Source organism: Pseudomonas sp. B21-012 (assembly GCF_024749305.1).
In the GTDB taxonomy this organism is placed as follows: domain Bacteria; phylum Pseudomonadota; class Gammaproteobacteria; order Pseudomonadales; family Pseudomonadaceae; genus Aquipseudomonas.
This window is the reverse complement of record NZ_CP087197.1, coordinates 2,025,879-2,046,152: the sequence shown is the minus strand read 5'-3', so window position 1 is coordinate 2,046,152 and position 20,274 is coordinate 2,025,879. Positions and strand designations below refer to the sequence as shown.

Below are 20,274 nucleotides of genomic sequence, written 5' to 3'. Positions count from 1 at the left end.
ATTTTGTAGGTAATCATTGTCAGATCCGCGGTTTTACGGGGTTTTGACGGTAAAAAATCTTACAACTGATAGTCATTCGCCATTATCTCGGTTCTCGCCCGCCTACCCTGCAAGGTAGAATGGACAAAACCGGGAGTTTCAATGAACCACACCAGTCTCAGCGACGCCGAACACGATGCCATCACCGATGCCGCCGCACAGTGGTGCCTGCGCCTGCAAGCTGAAGACTGTACCGCCGCCGAGCGACGCGCGTTCGAGCAATGGCTGAAAGCCCACCCGCTGCACCTGCAGGAATACCAGGCGATGGTCGAGATCTGGCAAACCGCCGATCACTTGCCACGCAGTTTCCCGGACAACGTCGTAGCGCTGCCTCGACCGCAGCGCAGCCAATGGCAACGGTTGGCCAGCGCCGCAGCCATCGCCCTGGTCGCCCTGCCAGCCGGCGCCTGGATCGGTTGGGAACAAGGCTGGCTGCCCAATAGCTACCAGTCCCTGGAGACCGGCGAGCGGGTCAATCGCGTGGTGCTCAGTGATGGCAGCGAAGTCGAACTCAACCTCAATACCGAACTGCGCTTCACCAACTACAAGGATGAGCGCCGGGTAACCCTGGTCAGGGGCGAGGCGTTCTTCAAGGTCCGTCACGACAGCCAGCACCCGTTCGTGGTGCACGCGGCCAATGGCTGGACGCGGGTCACCGGCACCCAGTTCAACGTGTGGAAGTACGATGACCAGGTCAAAGTCACGCTGGTCGAAGGCTCGGTGCTGGTCAGCAGTGACGGCAACGCCAGCGACAGCAGCTATCGCCTTGGCCCGGGCATGCAGGCCAGCTACAAGACCGGCGACTATGAGCCACGTCTGGACCAGACCGCCAACCAGGACAACAGCCTGGCCTGGCGTACGGGCAAGCTGATCCTCGACAACCAGAGCCTGGCCCAGGCCCTGCCGATGATCAACCGCTACCTGGAAAAACCGCTGCTGCTGGCCGATACCGGTACCGGCAGCATCCGCATCAGCGGCATCTACAACACCAGCGAGATCAAGCGCCTGGTCAGCACCCTGCCCAAGGTGCTGCCGGTGTACCTGACCCAGAACAAGAACGGCAACATGGTGCTCAACCGCATCTCGCCGCCGCCCGCCAAAGGCTGAGCCTTGCGCTCAGCCCTCGCCCTGCCCTAGAGCATCATCGCCGCCAGCCAACCGAATGCCAGCAACGGCAGGTTGTAGTGGATGAACGTCGGTACAACCGTGTCCCAGATATGATGATGCTGGCCGTCGACGTTCAGGCCCGAGGTCGGCCCCAGGGTCGAGTCCGAGGCAGGTGATCCGGCATCGCCCAGGGCACCGGCGGTACCGACGATGCACACCGTGGCCACAGGATCAAAGCCCAGCTGCACGCACAGCGGCACGAAGATCGCTGCCAGGATCGGCACGGTGGAGAACGACGAGCCGATGCCCATGGTCACCAGCAGGCCCACCAGCAGCATCAGCAGTGCGCCGACGCCCTTGCTGTGGTTGATCCAGGACGCCGAAGTCTCGACCAGGGTCTTGACCTCACCGGTGGCCTTCATCACCTCGGCAAAGCCCGAAGCGGCGATCATGATGAAGCCGATCATGGCCATCATCTTCATGCCTTCGGTAAACAGGTCGTCGGTGTCTTTCCAGCGCACGATGCCCGACACCGAGAAAATCAGAAAACCGGCCATGGCGCCGATGATCATCGAATCCAGCCACAGCTGGATGATGAACGCCGCCGCAATGGCAACGCCCGCCACCAGCAGGGTCAGCGGGTTGTAGCTGACCGCCACCTGCTCGACCTGCTCGATTTTCTCCAGGTTGTACACGCGCTTTTTGCGGTAGCTGATGAACACCGCCACCAGCAAGCCGAAGAGCATGCCCGCCGCCGGGATGGCCATGGCATGGGTAACGTTTACGCCGCTGACATCCACACCGCTGCGGCTGACGTTGGCCAGGAGGATTTCATTGAGGAAGATATTGCCGAAACCCACTGGCAGGAACATATACGGGGTGATCAGGCCGAAGGTCATCACACAGGCCACCAGGCGCCGGTCGATCTGCAGCTTGGTCAGCACGTACAGCAGCGGCGGCACCAGCAACGGAATGAAGGCAATGTGGATGGGCAGGATGTTCTGCGAGGAAATCGCCACCACCAGCAGCAGGCCGATCAGTAACCACTTGACCTTGCCGCCTTCGCCATGGCCTTGGCGATCGACCATGGCCAGGGCGCGGTCGGCCAGGGCGTGGGCCATGCCCGACTTGGCGATGGCCACGGCGAAGGCGCCGAGCAAGGCGTACGACAACGCCACCGTGGCACCGCCACCCAGCCCGCCATTGAACGCCTTGAGCGTGCCTTCGATGCCCAGGCCACCCACCAGGCCACCGGCCAGGGCGCCGATGATCAGGGCAATCACCACATGCACGCGGGACAGGCTCAATATCAGCATGATGCCGACCGCGGCAATTACTGCATTCATTCTGTAACCTCTAGAAACCAGACAAAAAGCGACCGATCCGGCGACAGACTGCCCGCGAGCAGTGGCCGAACGACAGGTATTTTTATGGGAGGGCGCACACTTTGAAGCAGCCCCCCGCACTTGTCAAAAAAAGGCCTTGGCGACCTGCGACAACGTGTCGCTTGAATAGACGAAAACGACGCATTTCAATTGAACGTTTGAATAAAGAAAACGGCATCGCGGCCGACATAGTCGGCAGCCTCAATCTTTCAGGATCAAAGGACTTCGCCATGTCGTTCAGACAACTTTCCATTCAGTGGAAGATCACCCTGCTGGCCGGCCTGTGCCTGGCCGGCATCGTCACCCTGCTGGTGGGACTCTCGCTGTATCGCATGGAGCACAGCACGCAACTGGTCAAGGCCAGCAGCATGCAGATGCTCACCGAAGCAGCCCAGGGGCGCATTGAATCCCAGGGCGAAGTCCAGGCGCTGAACATCCGTCGCCAGTTCATGGACGCCTACCAGTACGGCGCCGGCTTCTCGCGTCAGGTGCTGTTTTTGCGCGAGCAGGCCGAAAAACGCTTCCTCGATGCCTTCGACCTGCGCGAAGACATGACCCGCCAGGTACGCGCCGCCCTGCAGGCCAACCCCGACCTGCTCGGCCTGTCGCTGGTGTTCGAGCCCAACGCGCTGGACAACAAGGACGCGCTGTTCGTCGACCAGAAAGAACTGGGCAGCAACGAGAAAGGCCGCTTCGCCCTGTACTGGTCGCAACCGACCCCGGGCCAGCTGACCTCCATGGCGCTGCCCGAGCGCGACATGAACGACACCAGCATCGGCCCCAGCGGCGAGCCGGCCAACACCTGGTCGGTGTGCCCGCGCACCACCGGCAAGGTCTGTGTGATCGAGCCCTATTTCTATGAGATCAACGGCCAGCAGGTGCTGATGACCAGCATCGTGTTCCCGCTGAAGGCGGCCGACAAGGTCATCGCCACCCTGTCCATCGACATCAACCTCAACAGCCTGCAGGCCATGAGCCAACAGGCCAGCCGCAATCTGTACCAGGGCCAGACCCAGGTCGGCATCCTCAGCCCCGTGGGCCTGCTGGCCGGTTACAGCCCGGATGCCAGCAAGCTGGCCCAACGCCTTGACCAGGTCGACACAGAAAAAGGTGCCGAACTGATCCGCCTGCTCGGCGACAGCACGCCGCTGCACAGCATCCACCACAACCAGCGCCTGAAAGTGCTGGCTTCGTTTGCGCCAATTCCTGGCGGCAAGTCCTGGGGCGTGCTGCTCGACGTGCCGGAAAGCGCCCTGACCGGCCCGGCCGAAGCCCTCAAGCAAGAGCTCGACCAGCGCAACACCAGCGGCACCCTGATGGAGCTGGGCCTGGGCCTGCTGGCGGCCATCATCGGCCTGCTGTTGATCTGGCTGATGGCGCGCACCGTGACCCGGCCGATTCTCGGCGTGGCGGCGATGCTCAAGGACATCGCCAGCGGCGAAGGCGACCTGACCCGGCGCCTGACCTACGACAAGCGCGACGAGCTGGGCGAACTGGCCGGCTGGTTCAACCGTTTCCTCGACAAGCTGCAACCGACCATTGCCGAGGTCAAGCGCTCGGTCCAGGCTGCCCGCGATACCGCCGACCAGTCTTCGGCCATCGCCACCCAGACCAGCGCCGGCATGGAGCAGCAGTATCGCCAGGTCGACCAGGTGGCCACCGCTTCCCATGAGATGAGCGCCACCGCCCAGGACGTCGCCCGCAGCGCAGCGCAAGCCGCCCAGGCCGCCCGCGACGCCGACCAGGCCACCCGCCAGGGCCTGGCGGTGATCGACCGTACCACCAGCAGCATCGACACCCTGGCTGCCGACATGAGCACCGCCATGAGTCAGGTCGAGGGCCTGGCCGAGAACAGCGAGAAGATCGGTTCGGTGCTGGAAGTAATCCGCTCGATTGCCGAGCAGACCAACCTGCTGGCCCTCAACGCCGCCATCGAGGCCGCGCGTGCCGGTGAGGCCGGCCGTGGTTTTGCCGTGGTTGCCGACGAGGTGCGCAACCTGGCGCGCCGCACCCAGGAATCGGTAGAAGAAACCCGCCAGGTCATCGAACAGCTGCAAGCCGGTACCCGCGACGTGGTCGGCGCCATGGACAGCAGCCATCGCCAGGCCCAGGGCAGCGTCGAGCAGGTCGGCCAGGCAGTCACCGCCCTGCAGCAGATCGGCAATGCGGTCACGGTGATCAGCGACATGAACCTGCAGATCGCCAGCGCCGCCGAAGAACAGAGCGCGGTGGCCGAAGAAATCAACAGCAACGTGGCGACCATCCGTGATGTCACCGAATCGCTGTCGGAACAGGCCAACGAATCGGCGCGGGTCAGCCAGTCGCTCAACAGCCTGGCCAACCAGCAGCAGGGGCTGATGGATCAGTTCCGGGTGTAGAAACTTCACGGGGCAAGCCTGCTCCTATTCATCTGTAGGAGCAGGCTTGCCCCGCGATCGGTCTACTACACTTGCCGGACTCCCTACCCTGCGAGCGAGGCACAATGAAGCCGATCACCACCTTGCTGGCCAGCGCCTTCCTGTCGCTGGGCCTGGTCACCTTAAGCGACGCCGCCGATAAATCCACGCCCATTCGCTTTGGCGACATCACCTGGGAAAGCGGCAGCCTCACCACCGAAATCCTGCGGCTGATTGTCGAAAAAGGCTACGGCTACCCCACCGATACCCTGCCCGGCAGCACCGTGAGCATGGAAGTGGCGCTGGCGCGCAACGACATCCAGGTCATCGGTGAGGAATGGGCCGGCCGCAGCCCGGCCTGGATCGAGGCCGAGCAGGCCGGCCAGGTGTTCAGCATCGGCGATACGGTGAAGAACGCCGATGAGGGCTGGTATGTGCCGGCCTACGTGATCAAGGATCTGGCGCCAAAGCTGCGCTCGGTGGCCGACCTCAAACAGTACAAGGCCGTGTTCAAGGACCCCGAATCCCCCGACAAGGGCCGCTTCCTCAACAGCCCCAGCGGCTGGACCTCCGAGACCGTCAACAGCCAGAAGCTCAAGGCCTACGGGCTGGACCAGGACTACGTGAACTTTCGCAGTGGCTCGGGCGCGGCGCTCGATGCTGAAATCACCTCGGCAATCCGCCGCGGCAAGCCTGTGTTGTTCTACTACTGGAGCCCTACCCCGCTGATGGGCCGCTACGATCTGGTGCGCCTGGAAGAACCCGCTTTCGATGCCCAAGCCTGGAAGACCCTGACCGATGCCAGCAACCCCAACCCGCAAGGCACGCGCTCGTTGCCGGCAAAATTGTCCATCGGTGTTTCGGCGCCATTCAAAACCGATTATCCCGAACTGGTCGAGTTCTTCGCCAAGGTCGACCTGCCCATCGATACCCTGAACAAGACCCTGGCGCAGATGAGCGAAAAGCGCGAATCGCCCAAGGATGCCGCGCTCAGGTTCATGCGCGATAACCCTGGTATCTGGAAAGCCTGGCTGCCCACCGAAGTTGCCAGCAAGGTCGAGGCCAGCCTGTGAGTGGAGGCTTTCCCGAAGCGCTGCACTTCTCCTTTGCCGATGCCGTTAACCGTTTTGTCGATTGGTTGGTGCTGGCTTACGGCGACCAGCTGCGCAACGTTTCCGATGGTTTGCTGCAGGTGCTGGTTGGCCTCGAGAACCTGCTGCGCCTGGCGCCTTGGTGGCTGTTGCTGGTGATTGTCGCGCTGATGACCTGGCACGCCAGCCGCAGCATCACCCGCGCCCTGGTGCTCAGCGGCCTGTTGTTTCTGATCGGCGTGGTCGGCCTGTGGGACAAGCTCCTGCAGACCTGCGCACTGGTGCTGGTGAGCACCGGCCTGTGCGTATTGATCGGCGTCCCGCTCGGCATCCTCCTGGCCAGCCGACCGTTGGCGCGCAAGCTGCTGATGCCGGTGCTCGATGTCATGCAAACGCTGCCCAGCTTCGTCTACCTGATCCCGGTGCTGATGCTGTTCGGCCTGGGCAAGGTACCGGCGATCTTCGCCACCTTGATCTACGCCCTGCCGCCGTTGATCCGCCTGACCGAACTGGGCCTGAGCCAGATCGACCCGAGCCTGACCCAGGCGGCCCACGGCCTGGGCGCCAGTCGCTGGCAGCGGCTGCGGCGGGTGCAACTGCCGCTGGCGCTGCCGAGCATCATGGCCGGGCTCAACCAGTCGGTGATGATGGCGCTGTCGATGGTGGTGGTCGCCTCGATGATTGGCGCGCGCGGCTTGGGCGAGGATGTGCTGGCAGGGATCCAGACGCTCAATGTCGGCAAGGGTGTGGAGGCCGGGTTGGCGATTGTGGCGCTGGCGATGGTGATCGACCGGATCAGTCAGGCGTACGGGCAACCGCGGCGCGGTTAAAATTTGCGGGCCTCATCGTGCGGCGATCCGACTTGCCCCGCGATGCTATCTGACTCTGCGCGGCAGCTCGATGCTGACCCGCAAGCCACCGAGCGGGCTCTCAAGCAGACGTATCTGCCCTCCCCAGGCTTCGACGATATCGCGCACGATGCCCAGGCCCAGGCCATGGCCATCGACCTGCTCGTCAAGCCGGGTACCGCGCTCAAGCACTTGTTCACGAGCCGCCTGCGGAATGCCGGGGCCGTCATCATCGATCCACAGGCAATAGCGTTGCGGCTGTTCTTCGATGCTCAACTGCACCTCGCTGTCGGCCCATTTGCAGGCGTTGTCCAGCAGGTTGCCCAGCAGTTCGAGCAGGTCTTCGCGGTCCCAGGGCAGGAGCAAACCGGGCGGCACCTGCTTGCTCAACTCCAGGCCTTCGCCATGGATCATGCCCAGGGTCGACAGCAGCCCGGGCAGCTCGGCATCGCAATCAAACTGCGCGCCCGGCAACGCATCGCCAGCCAGCCGCGCGCGATTGAGCTCACGGCTCAGGCGCTGCTGGATCTGCTCGAGCTGGTCGCGCAACTGGGCACGGACTTGCGGCAGGTCCTTGAGGCGTTCGCTGGAGGCCAGGCTGAGCAGCACCGCCAACGGTGTCTTCAGCGCATGCCCGAGGTTGCCCAGGGCATTGCGTGAACGACGCAGGCTGTCTTCGGTGTGGGCCAGCAAGTGGTTGATCTGTGCGACCAGGGGCTCAAGCTCGGTAGGCACCTGGGTATCGAGCTGCGAACGCTGGCCTTGCTGCAGCTGGGCGATCTGTTCGCGGGCGCGCTCCAGCGGCCGCAACGAGCGGGTCACGGTGATGCGTTGCAGTACCAGGATCAATAACAGCGCGACCAGGCCCAGCCCCAGGCCGATCTGCTGCATGCGCCTGAAGCCATCGCGCACCGGGGTGTAGTCCTGGGCCACGCTGATGGAAATCGCCTGGCCCAGGCGCCGGTAATCGGCCCGCAGCACCAGCAGTTGCTGGCCTTCCGGCCCCAGCTCCAGGCCAGCGTGCAGCCCCGGGGTTTGCGGCGCCGGCATGTCCATGTCCCACAACGAACGCGAGCGCCAGTTGCCGCCGTCAAAATCGATGCGAAAGTAATAGCCGGAAAACGGCCGCTTATAGGCCGAGGAAATTCGCCGCTCATCCAGTTCAAGGCCGGTCTGCCCGCGTACCAGGGCCACCAGCAGGTTTTCGCTCTCCTTGCGCAGACCGGTCTCCAGGTAGCGCTGCAGGCCAGCCTCGAACAGCCACAGGCTGATCTGCGCCAGGGCCAGCCCGACCAGCACCAGTACCGCAATCAGGCCAAGGCTCAGGCGTGCCTGAATCGACTTCACTCGCAGCTCCCGGCATAGCGATAACCCTGGCCACGGCGGGTTTCGATCACGCTACGGCCGAGCTTGCGGCGCAGGTGATTGACGTGCACTTCGAGAACGTTGGAATCGCGCTCGGTTTCACCGTCGTAAAGGTGTTCGGCGAGGTGGCTTTTCGACAGGATCTGTTGCGGGTGCAACATGAAGTAGCGCAACAGGCGAAACTCGGCAGCGGTGAGCTGGATGTCGACGCCGGCGCGGGTCACGCACTGGCGGCCTTCGTCCAGTTGCAGGCCGGCGGCTTCAAGGGTCGGCTGGTTGGCCAGGCCGCGGGCACGACGTAGCAGCGACTGGATGCGCAGCTGCAGCTCTTCTGGATGAAAGGGCTTGCTCAGGTAATCATCGGCACCGGCCTTGAGCCCCTCGATACGCTCGGCCCACGAGCCGCGCGCGGTGAGGATCAGCACCGGTGTCACCAGCCCCGATGCCCGCCACTGGGCCAGTACCTCAAGCCCCGGCAAGCCAGGCAAGCCGAGGTCGAGAATAATCAGGTCATAGGGTTCGCTGCTGCCCTGGTAGACCGCATCCCTGCCGTCGGCCAGCCAGTCGAGCGCATAGCCCTGGCGTTGCAGGCTCTGGGTCAGTTCATCCGCCAGCGGCACGTTGTCCTCGACCAGTAACAGGCGCATCAGTCATCTTCCTCGTCTTTGAGCAGCACTCCATTGGTAGCGTCGAGCTTGATCTCGCGTACCACGCCTTCAGGGGTCAGCAATTCGACCTCGTACTCATACCTGTCGTGTTTCTCTTCCAGCTCCGCTTCCAGCAGTTTCGCCCCGGGGTAACGCCCCAGGGCGGACTGCAGCAGTTGCTCAAGCGGCAGGATCACGCCCTGCTGACGCAATTGCAGGGCTTCATCCTGATCGAGGTCGCGGGCCGAAGCCAGCGAGCAGAGGGCCAACAGCGCGATGAGAAGTGTCTGTGCTGTTCGCGATCGAACGGTCATTAGTTATCCCGGGCATCCTTGAGGATTTCACCGGTCTTGGCATCCATGTCGACATCCCACTCGACATTCTGAGCGTCACGCAGTTCGACCTTGTAGATGTAGCGGCCGTACTCGTCTTCCAGCTCGGAATCGGTGACGGTTGCGCCTGGGTGCTTGGCTACTGCGGCGGCCTTGAGTTCGTCCAGAGACTTGATGGTCTTGGCGTTGACCAGTTTTACGACCTCGTCAGGCTGTACATCTTTAGCCATTGCAACGTTGGCGCTCAGGGCAAGGGCAGCAGTGGCGAACAGGGCAGTCAAAGTTTTCATGGTGTCTCTCCGTTGAGATCAAAAATGTTTCTACGGGGCCTAGAGTACCCAACCGAACTTAATTGAAGCTGAAAACAACTGGCGACATGATAGCGCAGCCCTGCCCCACTTCCGGAGCGCTGTTCTTTATAATTAGCGGCTCAAGACAGCGAGGCCCGTATGAGTGCAATCCATATCAAGTCCCCGGCGCTGACGCTCAAGGCCGGCAATCGCGCGTTGCAGCGCATCCGCGAGCGTGGATTACAGGCTGCCGATGTGGGTGTGCTGCCGGGTGCAGCTGGAGGGCCCAAGGCCCTCGGCATACAAGGCCTGGACCTGGCGTTGTTCGGCCATTGGTTGCCCAGCGCACCCCGTGAGCGGGCGTTGATCGGCGCATCCATCGGCTCCTGGCGCTTTGCCAGCGCCTGCTTGCCCAACCCCGCCCAGGCCCTGCAGCGCCTGGGCCAGCTGTACACCGAGCAGGACTTTGCCAAGGGCGTGACCCAGGCCGAAGTCAGCCGCAGCTGCGAGCGCATGCTCGATGAACTGCTCGAAAACCGCGACGCACAGATACTCGCAAGCCCGGGCTACCGCCTGAACATCATGGTGGTCAAAAGCCATGGCCTGCTTGCTGACGATCACCGCGCGCGCCTGGGCATGGGCCTGTCATCGGTCATCGCTGACAACCTGATTGGCCGTGCACGCCTGTCGCGGCACTTCGAGCGAATCATCTTGCACGACGCCCGCAGCGCTCCGCCATTGCAGCCACTGACGGACTTCCCCTCGCGCTGCCTGCCACTGGATGTTGCCAATTTGCGCCATGGCCTGCTGGCCTCGGGGTCGATCCCGATGGTCATGCAAGGCGTACGCGATATTCCGGGTGTCGGTCAGGGGACCTATCGAGATGGTGGCTTGCTGGACTATCACCTTGATCTGCCTTTTGCCGGCGATGACCTGGTGCTCTATCCGCACTTCACCGACAAGGTCATCCCCGGCTGGTTCGACAAGGCCCTGCCGTGGCGCCGTGGGGATACCCAGCGCTTGCGCAATGTGCTGCTGCTTGCGCCTTCGCCGCAGTACCTGGCCAGCCTGCCCTACGGCAAGCTGCCGGATCGTAGCGACTTCAAGCGCTTCATGGGCGATGCGGGCAGCCGTCAGCGTTATTGGCACAAGGCAATGGCTGAAAGCCAGCGCCTGGGCGACGAGCTGCTCGAACTGATAGAAACCGGCAAGCTGCACACGCATCTGCAACCACTGAAGTAACCATGCTGGTAAACTGGCCGCCAGCATTGGTTTACAGAGTCAAGATATCGTGGAAATTTTCAAAGAGTTTACGTTCGAATCGGCCCACCGCCTGCCTCACGTGCCTGAAGGGCACAAGTGTGGTCGCCTGCATGGCCATTCGTTCAAGGTTGCCCTGCACCTGACCGGCCCGCTCGATCCACATACCGGCTGGATCCGCGACTTCTCCGAGATCAAGGCGATCTTCAAGCCGCTGTACGAACAACTGGACCATAACTACCTGAACGACATTCCAGGCCTGGAGAATCCGACCAGCGAAGTGATCGCCAAGTGGATCTGGGACCAGGTCAAGCCGCTGCTGCCAGAGCTGTCCAAGGTGCGCATTCACGAGACCTGCACCAGTGGTTGCGAGTACTACGGCGACTGAGTCGGCGAAGGAAGCGAACAAACCACCCTGCGGGGTGGTTTTTTTGGGCCGGCATTTTATCCAGCCGGGCGCTGAAAAGACAAAACCCCTACCTGCATATGCAGATAGGGGTTTCGGAATTTAATCTTGACGATGACCTACTCTCACATGGGGAAACCCCACACTACCATCGGCGATGCATCGTTTCACTGCTGAGTTCGGGATGGGATCAGGTGGTTCCAATGCTCTATGGTCGTCAAGAAATTCTGTTGCCAGAAGGTCTTGTTAGACACTCCAGCGAATCGGGTATGTGATGTTTGTGAGTTACAAATTCTCGGCTGTGCAGTCTTCACAACACCGCAATCTGGCTTTCGCTCAAATTGCTTGGGTGTTATATGGTCAAGCCTCACGGGCAATTAGTATTGGTTAGCTCAACGCCTCACAGCGCTTACACACCCAACCTATCAACGTCGTAGTCTTCGACGGCCCTTCAGGGAGCTCAAGGCTCCAGTGAGATCTCATCTTGAGGCAAGTTTCCCGCTTAGATGCTTTCAGCGGTTATCTCTTCCGAACATAGCTACCCGGCAATGCCACTGGCGTGACAACCGGAACACCAGAGGTTCGTCCACTCCGGTCCTCTCGTACTAGGAGCAGCCCCTCTCAAATCTCAAACGTCCACGGCAGATAGGGACCGAACTGTCTCACGACGTTCTAAACCCAGCTCGCGTACCACTTTAAATGGCGAACAGCCATACCCTTGGGACCGGCTTCAGCCCCAGGATGTGATGAGCCGACATCGAGGTGCCAAACACCGCCGTCGATATGAACTCTTGGGCGGTATCAGCCTGTTATCCCCGGAGTACCTTTTATCCGTTGAGCGATGGCCCTTCCATACAGAACCACCGGATCACTAAGACCTACTTTCGTACCTGCTCGACGTGTCTGTCTCGCAGTCAAGCGCGCTTTTGCCTTTATACTCTACGACCGATTTCCGACCGGTCTGAGCGCACCTTCGTACTCCTCCGTTACTCTTTAGGAGGAGACCGCCCCAGTCAAACTACCCACCATACACTGTCCTCGATCCGGATAACGGACCTGAGTTAGAACCTCAAAGTTGCCAGGGTGGTATTTCAAGGATGGCTCCACGCGAACTGGCGTCCACGCTTCAAAGCCTCCCACCTATCCTACACAAGCAAATTCAAAGTCCAGTGCAAAGCTATAGTAAAGGTTCACGGGGTCTTTCCGTCTAGCCGCGGATACACTGCATCTTCACAGCGATTTCAATTTCACTGAGTCTCGGGTGGAGACAGCGCCGCCATCGTTACGCCATTCGTGCAGGTCGGAACTTACCCGACAAGGAATTTCGCTACCTTAGGACCGTTATAGTTACGGCCGCCGTTTACCGGGGCTTCGATCAAGAGCTTCGCGTTAGCTAACCCCATCAATTAACCTTCCGGCACCGGGCAGGCGTCACACCCTATACGTCCACTTTCGTGTTTGCAGAGTGCTGTGTTTTTAATAAACAGTCGCAGCGGCCTGGTATCTTCGACCGGCATGGGCTTACGGAGCAAGTCCTTCACCCTCACCGGCGCACCTTCTCCCGAAGTTACGGTGCCATTTTGCCTAGTTCCTTCACCCGAGTTCTCTCAAGCGCCTTGGTATTCTCTACCCAACCACCTGTGTCGGTTTGGGGTACGGTTCCTGGTTATCTGAAGCTTAGAAGCTTTTCTTGGAAGCATGGCATCAACCACTTCGTCGCCTAATGGCAACTCGTCATCAGCTCTCGGCCTTAAGATCCCGGATTTACCTAAGATCTCAGCCTACCACCTTAAACTTGGACAACCAACGCCAAGCTGGCCTAGCCTTCTCCGTCCCTCCATCGCAATAACCAGAAGTACAGGAATATTAACCTGTTTTCCATCGACTACGCTTTTCAGCCTCGCCTTAGGGACCGACTAACCCTGCGTCGATTAACGTTGCGCAGGAAACCTTGGTCTTTCGGCGTGGGAGTTTTTCACTCCCATTGTCGTTACTCATGTCAGCATTCGCACTTCTGATACCTCCAGCAAGCTTCTCAACTCACCTTCACAGGCTTACAGAACGCTCCTCTACCGCATCACCTAAGTGATACCCGTAGCTTCGGTGTATGGTTTGAGCCCCGTTACATCTTCCGCGCAGGCCGACTCGACTAGTGAGCTATTACGCTTTCTTTAAAGGGTGGCTGCTTCTAAGCCAACCTCCTAGCTGTCTAAGCCTTCCCACATCGTTTCCCACTTAACCATAACTTTGGGACCTTAGCTGACGGTCTGGGTTGTTTCCCTTTTCACGACGGACGTTAGCACCCGCCGTGTGTCTCCCATGCTCGGCACTTGTAGGTATTCGGAGTTTGCATCGGTTTGGTAAGTCGGGATGACCCCCTAGCCGAAACAGTGCTCTACCCCCTACAGTGATACATGAGGCGCTACCTAAATAGCTTTCGAGGAGAACCAGCTATCTCCGAGCTTGATTAGCCTTTCACTCCGATCCACAGGTCATCCGCTAACTTTTCAACGGTAGTCGGTTCGGTCCTCCAGTCAGTGTTACCTAACCTTCAACCTGCCCATGGATAGATCGCCCGGTTTCGGGTCTATACCCAGCGACTAAACGCCCTATTAAGACTCGCTTTCGCTACGCCTCCCCTATTCGGTTAAGCTCGCCACTGAATATAAGTCGCTGACCCATTATACAAAAGGTACGCAGTCACCTAACAAAGTAGGCTCCCACTGCTTGTACGCATACGGTTTCAGGATCTATTTCACTCCCCTCTCCGGGGTTCTTTTCGCCTTTCCCTCACGGTACTGGTTCACTATCGGTCAGTCAGTAGTATTTAGCCTTGGAGGATGGTCCCCCCATATTCAGACAAAGTTTCTCGTGCTCCGTCCTACTCGATTTCATGACTAAGAGATTTTCGCGTACAGGGCTATCACCCACTATGGCCGCACTTTCCAGAGCGTTCCGCTAATCTCAAAGCCACTTAAGGGCTAGTCCCCGTTCGCTCGCCACTACTAAGGGAATCTCGGTTGATTTCTTTTCCTCAGGGTACTTAGATGTTTCAGTTCCCCTGGTTCGCCTCTTGCACCTATGTATTCAGTACAAGATACTCAGCTTATGCTGAGTGGGTTCCCCCATTCAGAGATCTCCGGATCAAAGTCTGTTTGCCGACTCCCCGAAGCTTATCGCAGGCTACCACGTCTTTCATCGCCTCTGACTGCCAAGGCATCCACCGTATGCGCTTCTTCACTTGACCATATAACCCCAAGCAATCTGGTTATACTGTGAAGACAACATTCGCCGAAAACTTGTAATTACTCACAAATTTTACCTTAGCCTGAACACACACCAGTGAAAGTGCTGTCCAGTCTATCTTTCTATCACACACCCAAATTTTTAAAGAACGATTCTGAAAAAGTTCAGAAATCAATATTCGACGCGAATATTCATTTCTAAGCTTTGACACGGTAGCAAGGGGTGGTGGAGCCAAGCGGGATCGAACCGCTGACCTCCTGCGTGCAAGGCAGGCGCTCTCCCAGCTGAGCTATGGCCCCAACAAGAAACTGGTGGGTCTGGGCAGATTCGAACTGCCGACCTCACCCTTATCAGGGGTGCGCTCTAACCAACTGAGCTACAGACCCAGTTAAGAGCTGTTACCGATATCGTCTTCTTCAATGAATCAAGCAATTCGTGTGGGAGCTCATAAGACAGCTGATGTCTGTCGATTAAGGAGGTGATCCAGCCGCAGGTTCCCCTACGGCTACCTTGTTACGACTTCACCCCAGTCATGAATCACACCGTGGTAACCGTCCTCCCGAAGGTTAGACTAGCTACTTCTGGTGCAACCCACTCCCATGGTGTGACGGGCGGTGTGTACAAGGCCCGGGAACGTATTCACCGCGACATTCTGATTCGCGATTACTAGCGATTCCGACTTCACGCAGTCGAGTTGCAGACTGCGATCCGGACTACGATCGGTTTTGTGAGATTAGCTCCACCTCGCGGCTTGGCAACCCTCTGTACCGACCATTGTAGCACGTGTGTAGCCCAGGCCGTAAGGGCCATGATGACTTGACGTCATCCCCACCTTCCTCCGGTTTGTCACCGGCAGTCTCCTTAGAGTGCCCACCATAACGTGCTGGTAACTAAGGACAAGGGTTGCGCTCGTTACGGGACTTAACCCAACATCTCACGACACGAGCTGACGACAGCCATGCAGCACCTGTGTCAGAGTTCCCGAAGGCACCAATCCATCTCTGGAAAGTTCTCTGCATGTCAAGGCCTGGTAAGGTTCTTCGCGTTGCTTCGAATTAAACCACATGCTCCACCGCTTGTGCGGGCCCCCGTCAATTCATTTGAGTTTTAACCTTGCGGCCGTACTCCCCAGGCGGTCAACTTAATGCGTTAGCTGCGCCACTAAAATCTCAAGGATTCCAACGGCTAGTTGACATCGTTTACGGCGTGGACTACCAGGGTATCTAATCCTGTTTGCTCCCCACGCTTTCGCACCTCAGTGTCAGTATGAGCCCAGGTGGTCGCCTTCGCCACTGGTGTTCCTTCCTATATCTACGCATTTCACCGCTACACAGGAAATTCCACCACCCTCTGCCCTACTCTAGCTCGCCAGTTTTGGATGCAGTTCCCAGGTTGAGCCCGGGGATTTCACATCCAACTTAACGAACCACCTACGCGCGCTTTACGCCCAGTAATTCCGATTAACGCTTGCACCCTCTGTATTACCGCGGCTGCTGGCACAGAGTTAGCCGGTGCTTATTCTGTCGGTAACGTCAAAATACTCACGTATTAGGTAAGTACCCTTCCTCCCAACTTAAAGTGCTTTACAATCCGAAGACCTTCTTCACACACGCGGCATGGCTGGATCAGGCTTTCGCCCATTGTCCAATATTCCCCACTGCTGCCTCCCGTAGGAGTCTGGACCGTGTCTCAGTTCCAGTGTGACTGATCATCCTCTCAGACCAGTTACGGATCGTCGCCTTGGTGAGCCATTACCTCACCAACTAGCTAATCCGACCTAGGCTCATCTGATAGCGCAAGGCCCGAAGGTCCCCTGCTTTCTCCCGTAGGACGTATGCGGTATTAGCGTTCCTTTCGAAACGTTGTCCCCCACTACCAGGCAGATTCCTAGGTATTACTCACCCGTCCGCCGCTGAATCGAAGAGCAAGCTCTTCTCATCCGCTCGACTTGCATGTGTTAGGCCTGCCGCCAGCGTTCAATCTGAGCCATGATCAAACTCTTCAGTTCAATACTGCTTGGGTTTTGAGAAAACCCTAAACTTGGCTCAGCAATCTCAAATGACTTACTTTCAAATCTTTCGATTTTCGTGTAGCCACTTGTGATGCTGATAATCTTTTTGACTATCAGTCTGAGCTCACAAGCACCCACACGAATTGCTTGATTCAGTTGTTAAAGAGCGGTTGGTTAAGAGCTTCTCGTCTCAACCGAGGCGCGCATTCTACGCTTTCCTCAGAGCCTGTCAAGCGTTTATTTTGAAGTTTTTCGTTTCACTTCAAACACTTGACTCGCTGCGATCTCTCGTAGCGGGAGGCGAATTCTACAGCGTTTCAAACCGCTGTCAACCGCCTTTTTCACCGCTGCCGATCTTTCGACCGAAGCACCTCCGGATGACCCTGGAACCGCTAACTCTTTGAAACTCAAGGAGTTTTCAGTTCCGACTGCGCCGGAAGTGGGGCGAATTATAGAGAGATTAAATCGGACGTCAAGGGTTAATTCAGAAAACCCCGAACAAAAGAATAATGAGCAGTATATTGCTCATTTTTGGGCCTTTGCGCATCATAGTCTGCCCGCGCTAGTACCTATATAAGGAATGCCCTCCCGCAATGAATAGCCAACCCCGCAGCCTGGCCGCCACTCTCTTCCCTATTGGCTTGCTGCTGATCGCCATGGCCTCGATCCAGTCCGGGGCCTCGCTGGCCAAGAGCATGTTCCCGGTAGTGGGCGCACAAGGCACCACCACCCTGCGCCTGATCTTTGCCAGCATCATCATGCTGTTGCTGCTGCGCCCCTGGCGCGCCAGGCTCAGTGCCAGCACCCTGCGCACCGTGATCATCTACGGTATGGCCCTGGGCGGGATGAATTTCCTCTTCTATATGTCGCTGCGCACCGTGCCACTGGGCATTGCCGTCGCCTTGGAGTTTACCGGCCCGCTAGCCGTCGCCCTCTACGCGTCGCGACGGGTCGTGGATTTTCTCTGGATCGGCCTGGCGGTAATTGGTTTGCTGCTGTTGATTCCGATCGGCCAGACCAGCGCCGGCATCGACCTGGTTGGCGCAGGCTACGCACTGGGCGCCGGCGTGTGCTGGGCGCTGTACATTCTATATGGGCAAAAGGCCGGTGCCGAGAACGGCATCCAGACCGCCGCCCTGGGCGTGATGATTGCCGCGCTGTTCGTCGCCCCCATCGGCATAGCCCATGCCGGTAGCGCGCTGCTCACCCCATCACTGCTGCCTATCGCCCTGGGCGTTGCGATACTCTCCACAGCCCTGCCCTACAGCCTGGAAATGGTCGCCCTGACACGCATGCCCGCCCGGACCTTCGGCACCTTGATGAGTATCGAACCCGCGTTCGGCGCACTATCAGGCTTGCTGTTCCTGGGCGAAGTGCTGACCGTAGCGCAATGGCTGGCTATTGCCGCAATCATTACCGCCTCAGTTGGCGCCACCCTGTCACTGCGCAAGGAACGCCCGGCGCTGGTTGCCGCTGACTGATTTGAGAAATATTTGCATTTAAATAGACGCTGGTCATTGTGCCGGACTTCCACCATCTTTAAGCTGTCATATAACGTCAACCTTAAAGATATCTAATTGACAAGACAGGGACGCGAAGAGGCATCAGGGACGAAGCACGGGAAATTAGACACGGGCAGTAGACCCGGTACGCATTAAGGACAGGAATGAAACGAATTTTGCTCATCCTAGCCATTTTGGCCATCGCGGGGTGTGCGGCGACGGCGAGCACCGAAGTCAAACGAGGCAAGAAAGGCCTGCACATCAACTGCTCTGGCCTGTCTTCATCTTGGGACAAATGCTACGCCAAGGCCGAAGCCTCCTGCGGCAGCAAAGGCTATAAAGTCATTGCCCGTTCAGGTGACGGCGATGCCGAGCCCGGTGACTATCCTTTTGGCCTCAACCCTGCTGGCTACACCAGCCGCAGCATGATCGTCATCTGCAAGTAAGCTGATCAAAAAACAAGGGCAGCCCACAGGCCGCCCTTGCTGTCACTGCCGTTTAAATATCAGATCGATTCCGTACGAACCTGCAACCAACGCAACGCAGGCCCCTCCAACAATGGCGAAAGGCGCTTGCGCACCTCTGCGTGATAGCCATTGAGCCAGTCACGCTCCTCATTACTCAATCGCTGCGTCAGCAGGCAGCGGGTATCGATCGGGCACAGCGTCAGGGTTTCAAACTCGAGAAAGTCGCCAAACGCGCTTTTGCCCACCTCACGGTTGAACACCAGGTTCTCGATACGCACGCCCCACTCGCCGGGACGATAGGTACCGGGCTCGATCGAGGTGATCATTCCCGCCTGCATGGCGGTCTGTGGCGCGGCGGCGGCCTGATAGGCAATCACCTGCGGCCCTTCATGCACATTCATGAAGTAGCCGACACCATGCCCTGTGCCATGACCGTAGTCGACCTGCTCCGCCCAGATGGGCGCACGGGCTATGGCATCGAGCAGTGGCGACAGGATGCCGCGAGGGAAACGCGCGCGGGACAAAGCAATGACACCTTTGAGTACCCGGGTGCAGTCCTGTTTTTGTTCAACAGTGGGGTTGCCTATCGGCACCATCCGGGTGATGTCGGTAGTCCCGCCCAGGTACTGTCCGCCGGAATCGATCAGCAACAGACCATCGCCTTCAATGCGCGCGTGGGATTCGTCGGTTGCCCGGTAATGCGGCATGGCACCATTGGCATTGAAGGCGGCGATGGTCGAGAAGCTCAGCGAGACGAACCCCGGGCGACGTGCACGCGAAGCACTGAGCTGTTCATCCACGCTTAGCTCGGTGATCGGCTCGCCGCGCCCCTGGGCCGCCTCGAACCAGGCGAAGAATTCGCACAGCGCCGCGCCATCTTGCTCCATGGCCTTGCGGATATGTGCAAGGTCGGCTGCGCTTTTCTGCGACTTGGCCAGCGTGGTCGGGTTCAACCCTTCTACCAGGCGAACGCCATTGGCGGCATTGGCCAACAGGCCACTGGTAACTCGGGCCGGGTCGATCAGCAGGCTGGCGCCAGCGGGAATCGCGGCCAGTGCCGAGGCAACCTCGGCATAGTCGCGCAAACTGATGCCGTCGACTTCCAGCACATGACGCAAATGTTCGTCGACCTTGTTCAGGGCGACGAACAGGGTGGCCTGACCTTGGCTGATCAGGGCAAAGGAGACGAACACTGGATTGTAGGAAACGTCACTGCCGCGCAGGTTGAACAGCCAGGCGATGTCGTCCAGAGTGGCGATGAAGTGCCAGTCGGCGCCACGCTCGCCCATGGCCTGACGCAGGTTGGCCAGCTTTTCGGCACGACTGACCGTGGCTTCGGGCGGCAGGTGCTGGTACACCGGGTTTTCCGGCAGCGCCGGGCGGTCAGCCCAGATTTGCCCGAGCAGATCCCTATCACTTAACAAACGCACGTTGCGCGCCTTGAGCCGCTCGCCCAGCTGGCGTGCAGATGCCAGGGCCATGACCGCGCCGTCGACCGCAACCACGCCGCCTTCAGGTGCCTGCTCGGCCAGCCAGTCCAGCGGACCGGGCTTGCCTGGCAGCAACTTCACCAGTTCGATGGTAGTGCCCGCCAGTTCCTTTTCTGCCTGTTCCCAATAGCGGCTGTCCGCCCACAGGCCGGCGAAGTCGGCGCTGACGATCAAGGTGCCGACCGAGCCATGGAACCCGGACAACCATTGCCTGGCCTGCCAATAACCGGGCAGGTATTCGGAAAGGTGCGGGTCGGCCGAAGGCACCAACAGGGCATCGACGCCTTCGCGCTGCATCACTTCACGAATACGTTCCAGGCGCGTATTCACCGCTTCCTGCGTTGAAGACTGAATGTTCATGCTGACTCCTGCTACCACGGCATCCATTGTTA

14 protein-coding genes, 2 tRNA genes, 3 rRNA genes and 1 pseudogene are annotated in these 20,274 nt (G+C 59.1%); 9 read left to right on the top strand and 11 right to left on the bottom strand.

Translation table 11 applies throughout. From position 1 onward, the window contains the following. Positions 1 to 141: 141 nt before the first annotated feature. Entirely contained in the window at positions 142 to 1,146 is a 1,005-nt protein-coding gene (locus LOY37_RS09375) for a FecR family protein (RefSeq protein ID WP_258716701.1), read from the top strand. 26 nt (positions 1,147 to 1,172) lie between these two features. Here LOY37_RS09375 and LOY37_RS09370 read toward each other — a convergent pair whose 3' ends face one another. Next, a complete protein-coding gene (locus LOY37_RS09370) occupies positions 1,173 to 2,492 on the bottom strand; it encodes a Na+/H+ antiporter family protein (RefSeq protein ID WP_045201345.1) in 1,320 nt (439 codons plus the stop codon). A gap of 269 nt (positions 2,493 to 2,761) precedes the next feature. Here LOY37_RS09370 and LOY37_RS27550 point away from each other — a divergent pair. From LOY37_RS27550 to LOY37_RS09355, 4 genes and pseudogenes are all read left to right on the top strand, one after another. Further along, positions 2,762 to 4,051: pseudogene (locus tag LOY37_RS27550) on the top strand (HAMP domain-containing protein); the annotation flags it as partial. Positions 4,052 to 4,153: 102 nt separating this feature from the next. Beyond that, a complete protein-coding gene (locus tag LOY37_RS27545) occupies positions 4,154 to 4,909 on the top strand; it encodes a methyl-accepting chemotaxis protein (RefSeq protein WP_371128684.1) in 756 nt (251 codons plus the stop codon). Positions 4,910 to 5,013: 104 nt separating this feature from the next. Further along, positions 5,014 to 6,000: an ABC transporter substrate-binding protein gene (locus LOY37_RS09360; RefSeq protein ID WP_258716699.1), complete on the top strand. Its 987-nt coding sequence runs from the start codon at positions 5,014 to 5,016 to the stop codon at positions 5,998 to 6,000. Continuing rightward, positions 5,997 to 6,848, top strand: a complete 852-nt coding sequence (locus LOY37_RS09355) for a proline/glycine betaine ABC transporter permease (RefSeq protein WP_258716698.1) — start codon at positions 5,997 to 5,999, stop codon at positions 6,846 to 6,848. The genes LOY37_RS09360 and LOY37_RS09355 overlap by 4 nt, the downstream gene beginning before the upstream one ends. Before the next feature lie 45 nt (positions 6,849 to 6,893). Here LOY37_RS09355 and LOY37_RS09350 read toward each other — a convergent pair whose 3' ends face one another. Genes LOY37_RS09350 through LOY37_RS09335 form a run of 4 tightly spaced genes read right to left on the bottom strand, consistent with a single transcriptional unit; the run spans position 6,894 to position 9,500 of the window. Beyond that, a complete protein-coding gene (locus tag LOY37_RS09350) occupies positions 6,894 to 8,213 on the bottom strand; it encodes a sensor histidine kinase (protein ID WP_258716697.1) in 1,320 nt (439 codons plus the stop codon). Beyond that, the gene (locus tag LOY37_RS09345; protein WP_045201340.1) at positions 8,210 to 8,878 is read right to left on the bottom strand and encodes a response regulator transcription factor; all 669 of its coding nucleotides are present in this window, start codon (positions 8,876 to 8,878) and stop codon (positions 8,210 to 8,212) included. The genes LOY37_RS09350 and LOY37_RS09345 overlap by 4 nt, the downstream gene beginning before the upstream one ends. Then, complete coding sequence (locus LOY37_RS09340) at positions 8,878 to 9,192, bottom strand: PepSY domain-containing protein (protein ID WP_258716696.1); 315 nt, start codon at positions 9,190 to 9,192, stop codon at positions 8,878 to 8,880. Before LOY37_RS09340 ends, LOY37_RS09345 begins: the two co-directional genes overlap by 1 nt. Continuing rightward, positions 9,192 to 9,500, bottom strand: a complete 309-nt coding sequence (locus LOY37_RS09335) for a PepSY domain-containing protein (RefSeq protein ID WP_093385069.1) — start codon at positions 9,498 to 9,500, stop codon at positions 9,192 to 9,194. The genes LOY37_RS09340 and LOY37_RS09335 overlap by 1 nt, the downstream gene beginning before the upstream one ends. Before the next feature lie 159 nt (positions 9,501 to 9,659). Here LOY37_RS09335 and LOY37_RS09330 point away from each other — a divergent pair, with 159 nt between their 5' ends. Together LOY37_RS09330 and queD are read left to right on the top strand one after the other, a co-directional pair. After that, on the top strand, positions 9,660 to 10,742 hold the full coding sequence (locus LOY37_RS09330) for a patatin-like phospholipase family protein (protein WP_258716695.1): 1,083 nt from the start codon (positions 9,660 to 9,662) through the stop codon (positions 10,740 to 10,742). Between the two features lie 49 nt (positions 10,743 to 10,791). Continuing rightward, positions 10,792 to 11,148, top strand: coding sequence for a 6-carboxytetrahydropterin synthase QueD (gene queD / locus LOY37_RS09325; RefSeq protein ID WP_010226613.1), 357 nt, complete (start codon positions 10,792 to 10,794; stop codon positions 11,146 to 11,148). A 124-nt stretch (positions 11,149 to 11,272) separates the two neighbouring features. Here queD and rrf read toward each other — a convergent pair. From rrf to LOY37_RS09300, 5 genes are all read right to left on the bottom strand, one after another. Further along, positions 11,273 to 11,388 (bottom strand): 5S ribosomal RNA (gene rrf, locus LOY37_RS09320). A 134-nt stretch (positions 11,389 to 11,522) separates the two neighbouring features. Continuing rightward, positions 11,523 to 14,413, bottom strand: a 23S ribosomal RNA gene (locus LOY37_RS09315). A 222-nt stretch (positions 14,414 to 14,635) separates the two neighbouring features. Further along, positions 14,636 to 14,711, bottom strand: a tRNA-Ala gene (locus LOY37_RS09310). 10 nt (positions 14,712 to 14,721) lie between these two features. Continuing rightward, positions 14,722 to 14,798, bottom strand: a tRNA-Ile gene (locus LOY37_RS09305). An 85-nt stretch (positions 14,799 to 14,883) separates the two neighbouring features. Continuing rightward, a 16S ribosomal RNA gene (locus LOY37_RS09300) occupies positions 14,884 to 16,420 on the bottom strand. Together the 16S, 23S and 5S rRNA genes with 2 tRNA genes alongside form the textbook arrangement of a ribosomal RNA operon. Positions 16,421 to 17,016: 596 nt before the next feature. On the opposite strand from LOY37_RS09300, the gene rhtA reads away from it, so the two are divergent. Both rhtA and LOY37_RS09290 read left to right on the top strand, forming a co-directional pair. Further along, positions 17,017 to 17,904 carry a threonine/homoserine exporter RhtA gene (gene rhtA / locus LOY37_RS09295; protein WP_045202035.1) on the top strand — a complete coding sequence of 296 codons (888 nt, stop codon included), beginning with the start codon at positions 17,017 to 17,019 and terminating at the stop codon, positions 17,902 to 17,904. 185 nt (positions 17,905 to 18,089) lie between these two features. Beyond that, complete coding sequence (locus tag LOY37_RS09290) at positions 18,090 to 18,371, top strand: hypothetical protein (RefSeq protein WP_045202036.1); 282 nt, start codon at positions 18,090 to 18,092, stop codon at positions 18,369 to 18,371. Between the two features lie 59 nt (positions 18,372 to 18,430). Here the strand turns inward: LOY37_RS09290 and LOY37_RS09285 are convergent, their stop codons facing one another. Beyond that, positions 18,431 to 20,242: an aminopeptidase P family protein gene (locus tag LOY37_RS09285; protein ID WP_258716694.1), complete on the bottom strand. Its 1,812-nt coding sequence runs from the start codon at positions 20,240 to 20,242 to the stop codon at positions 18,431 to 18,433. Positions 20,243 to 20,274 lie beyond the last annotated feature (32 nt).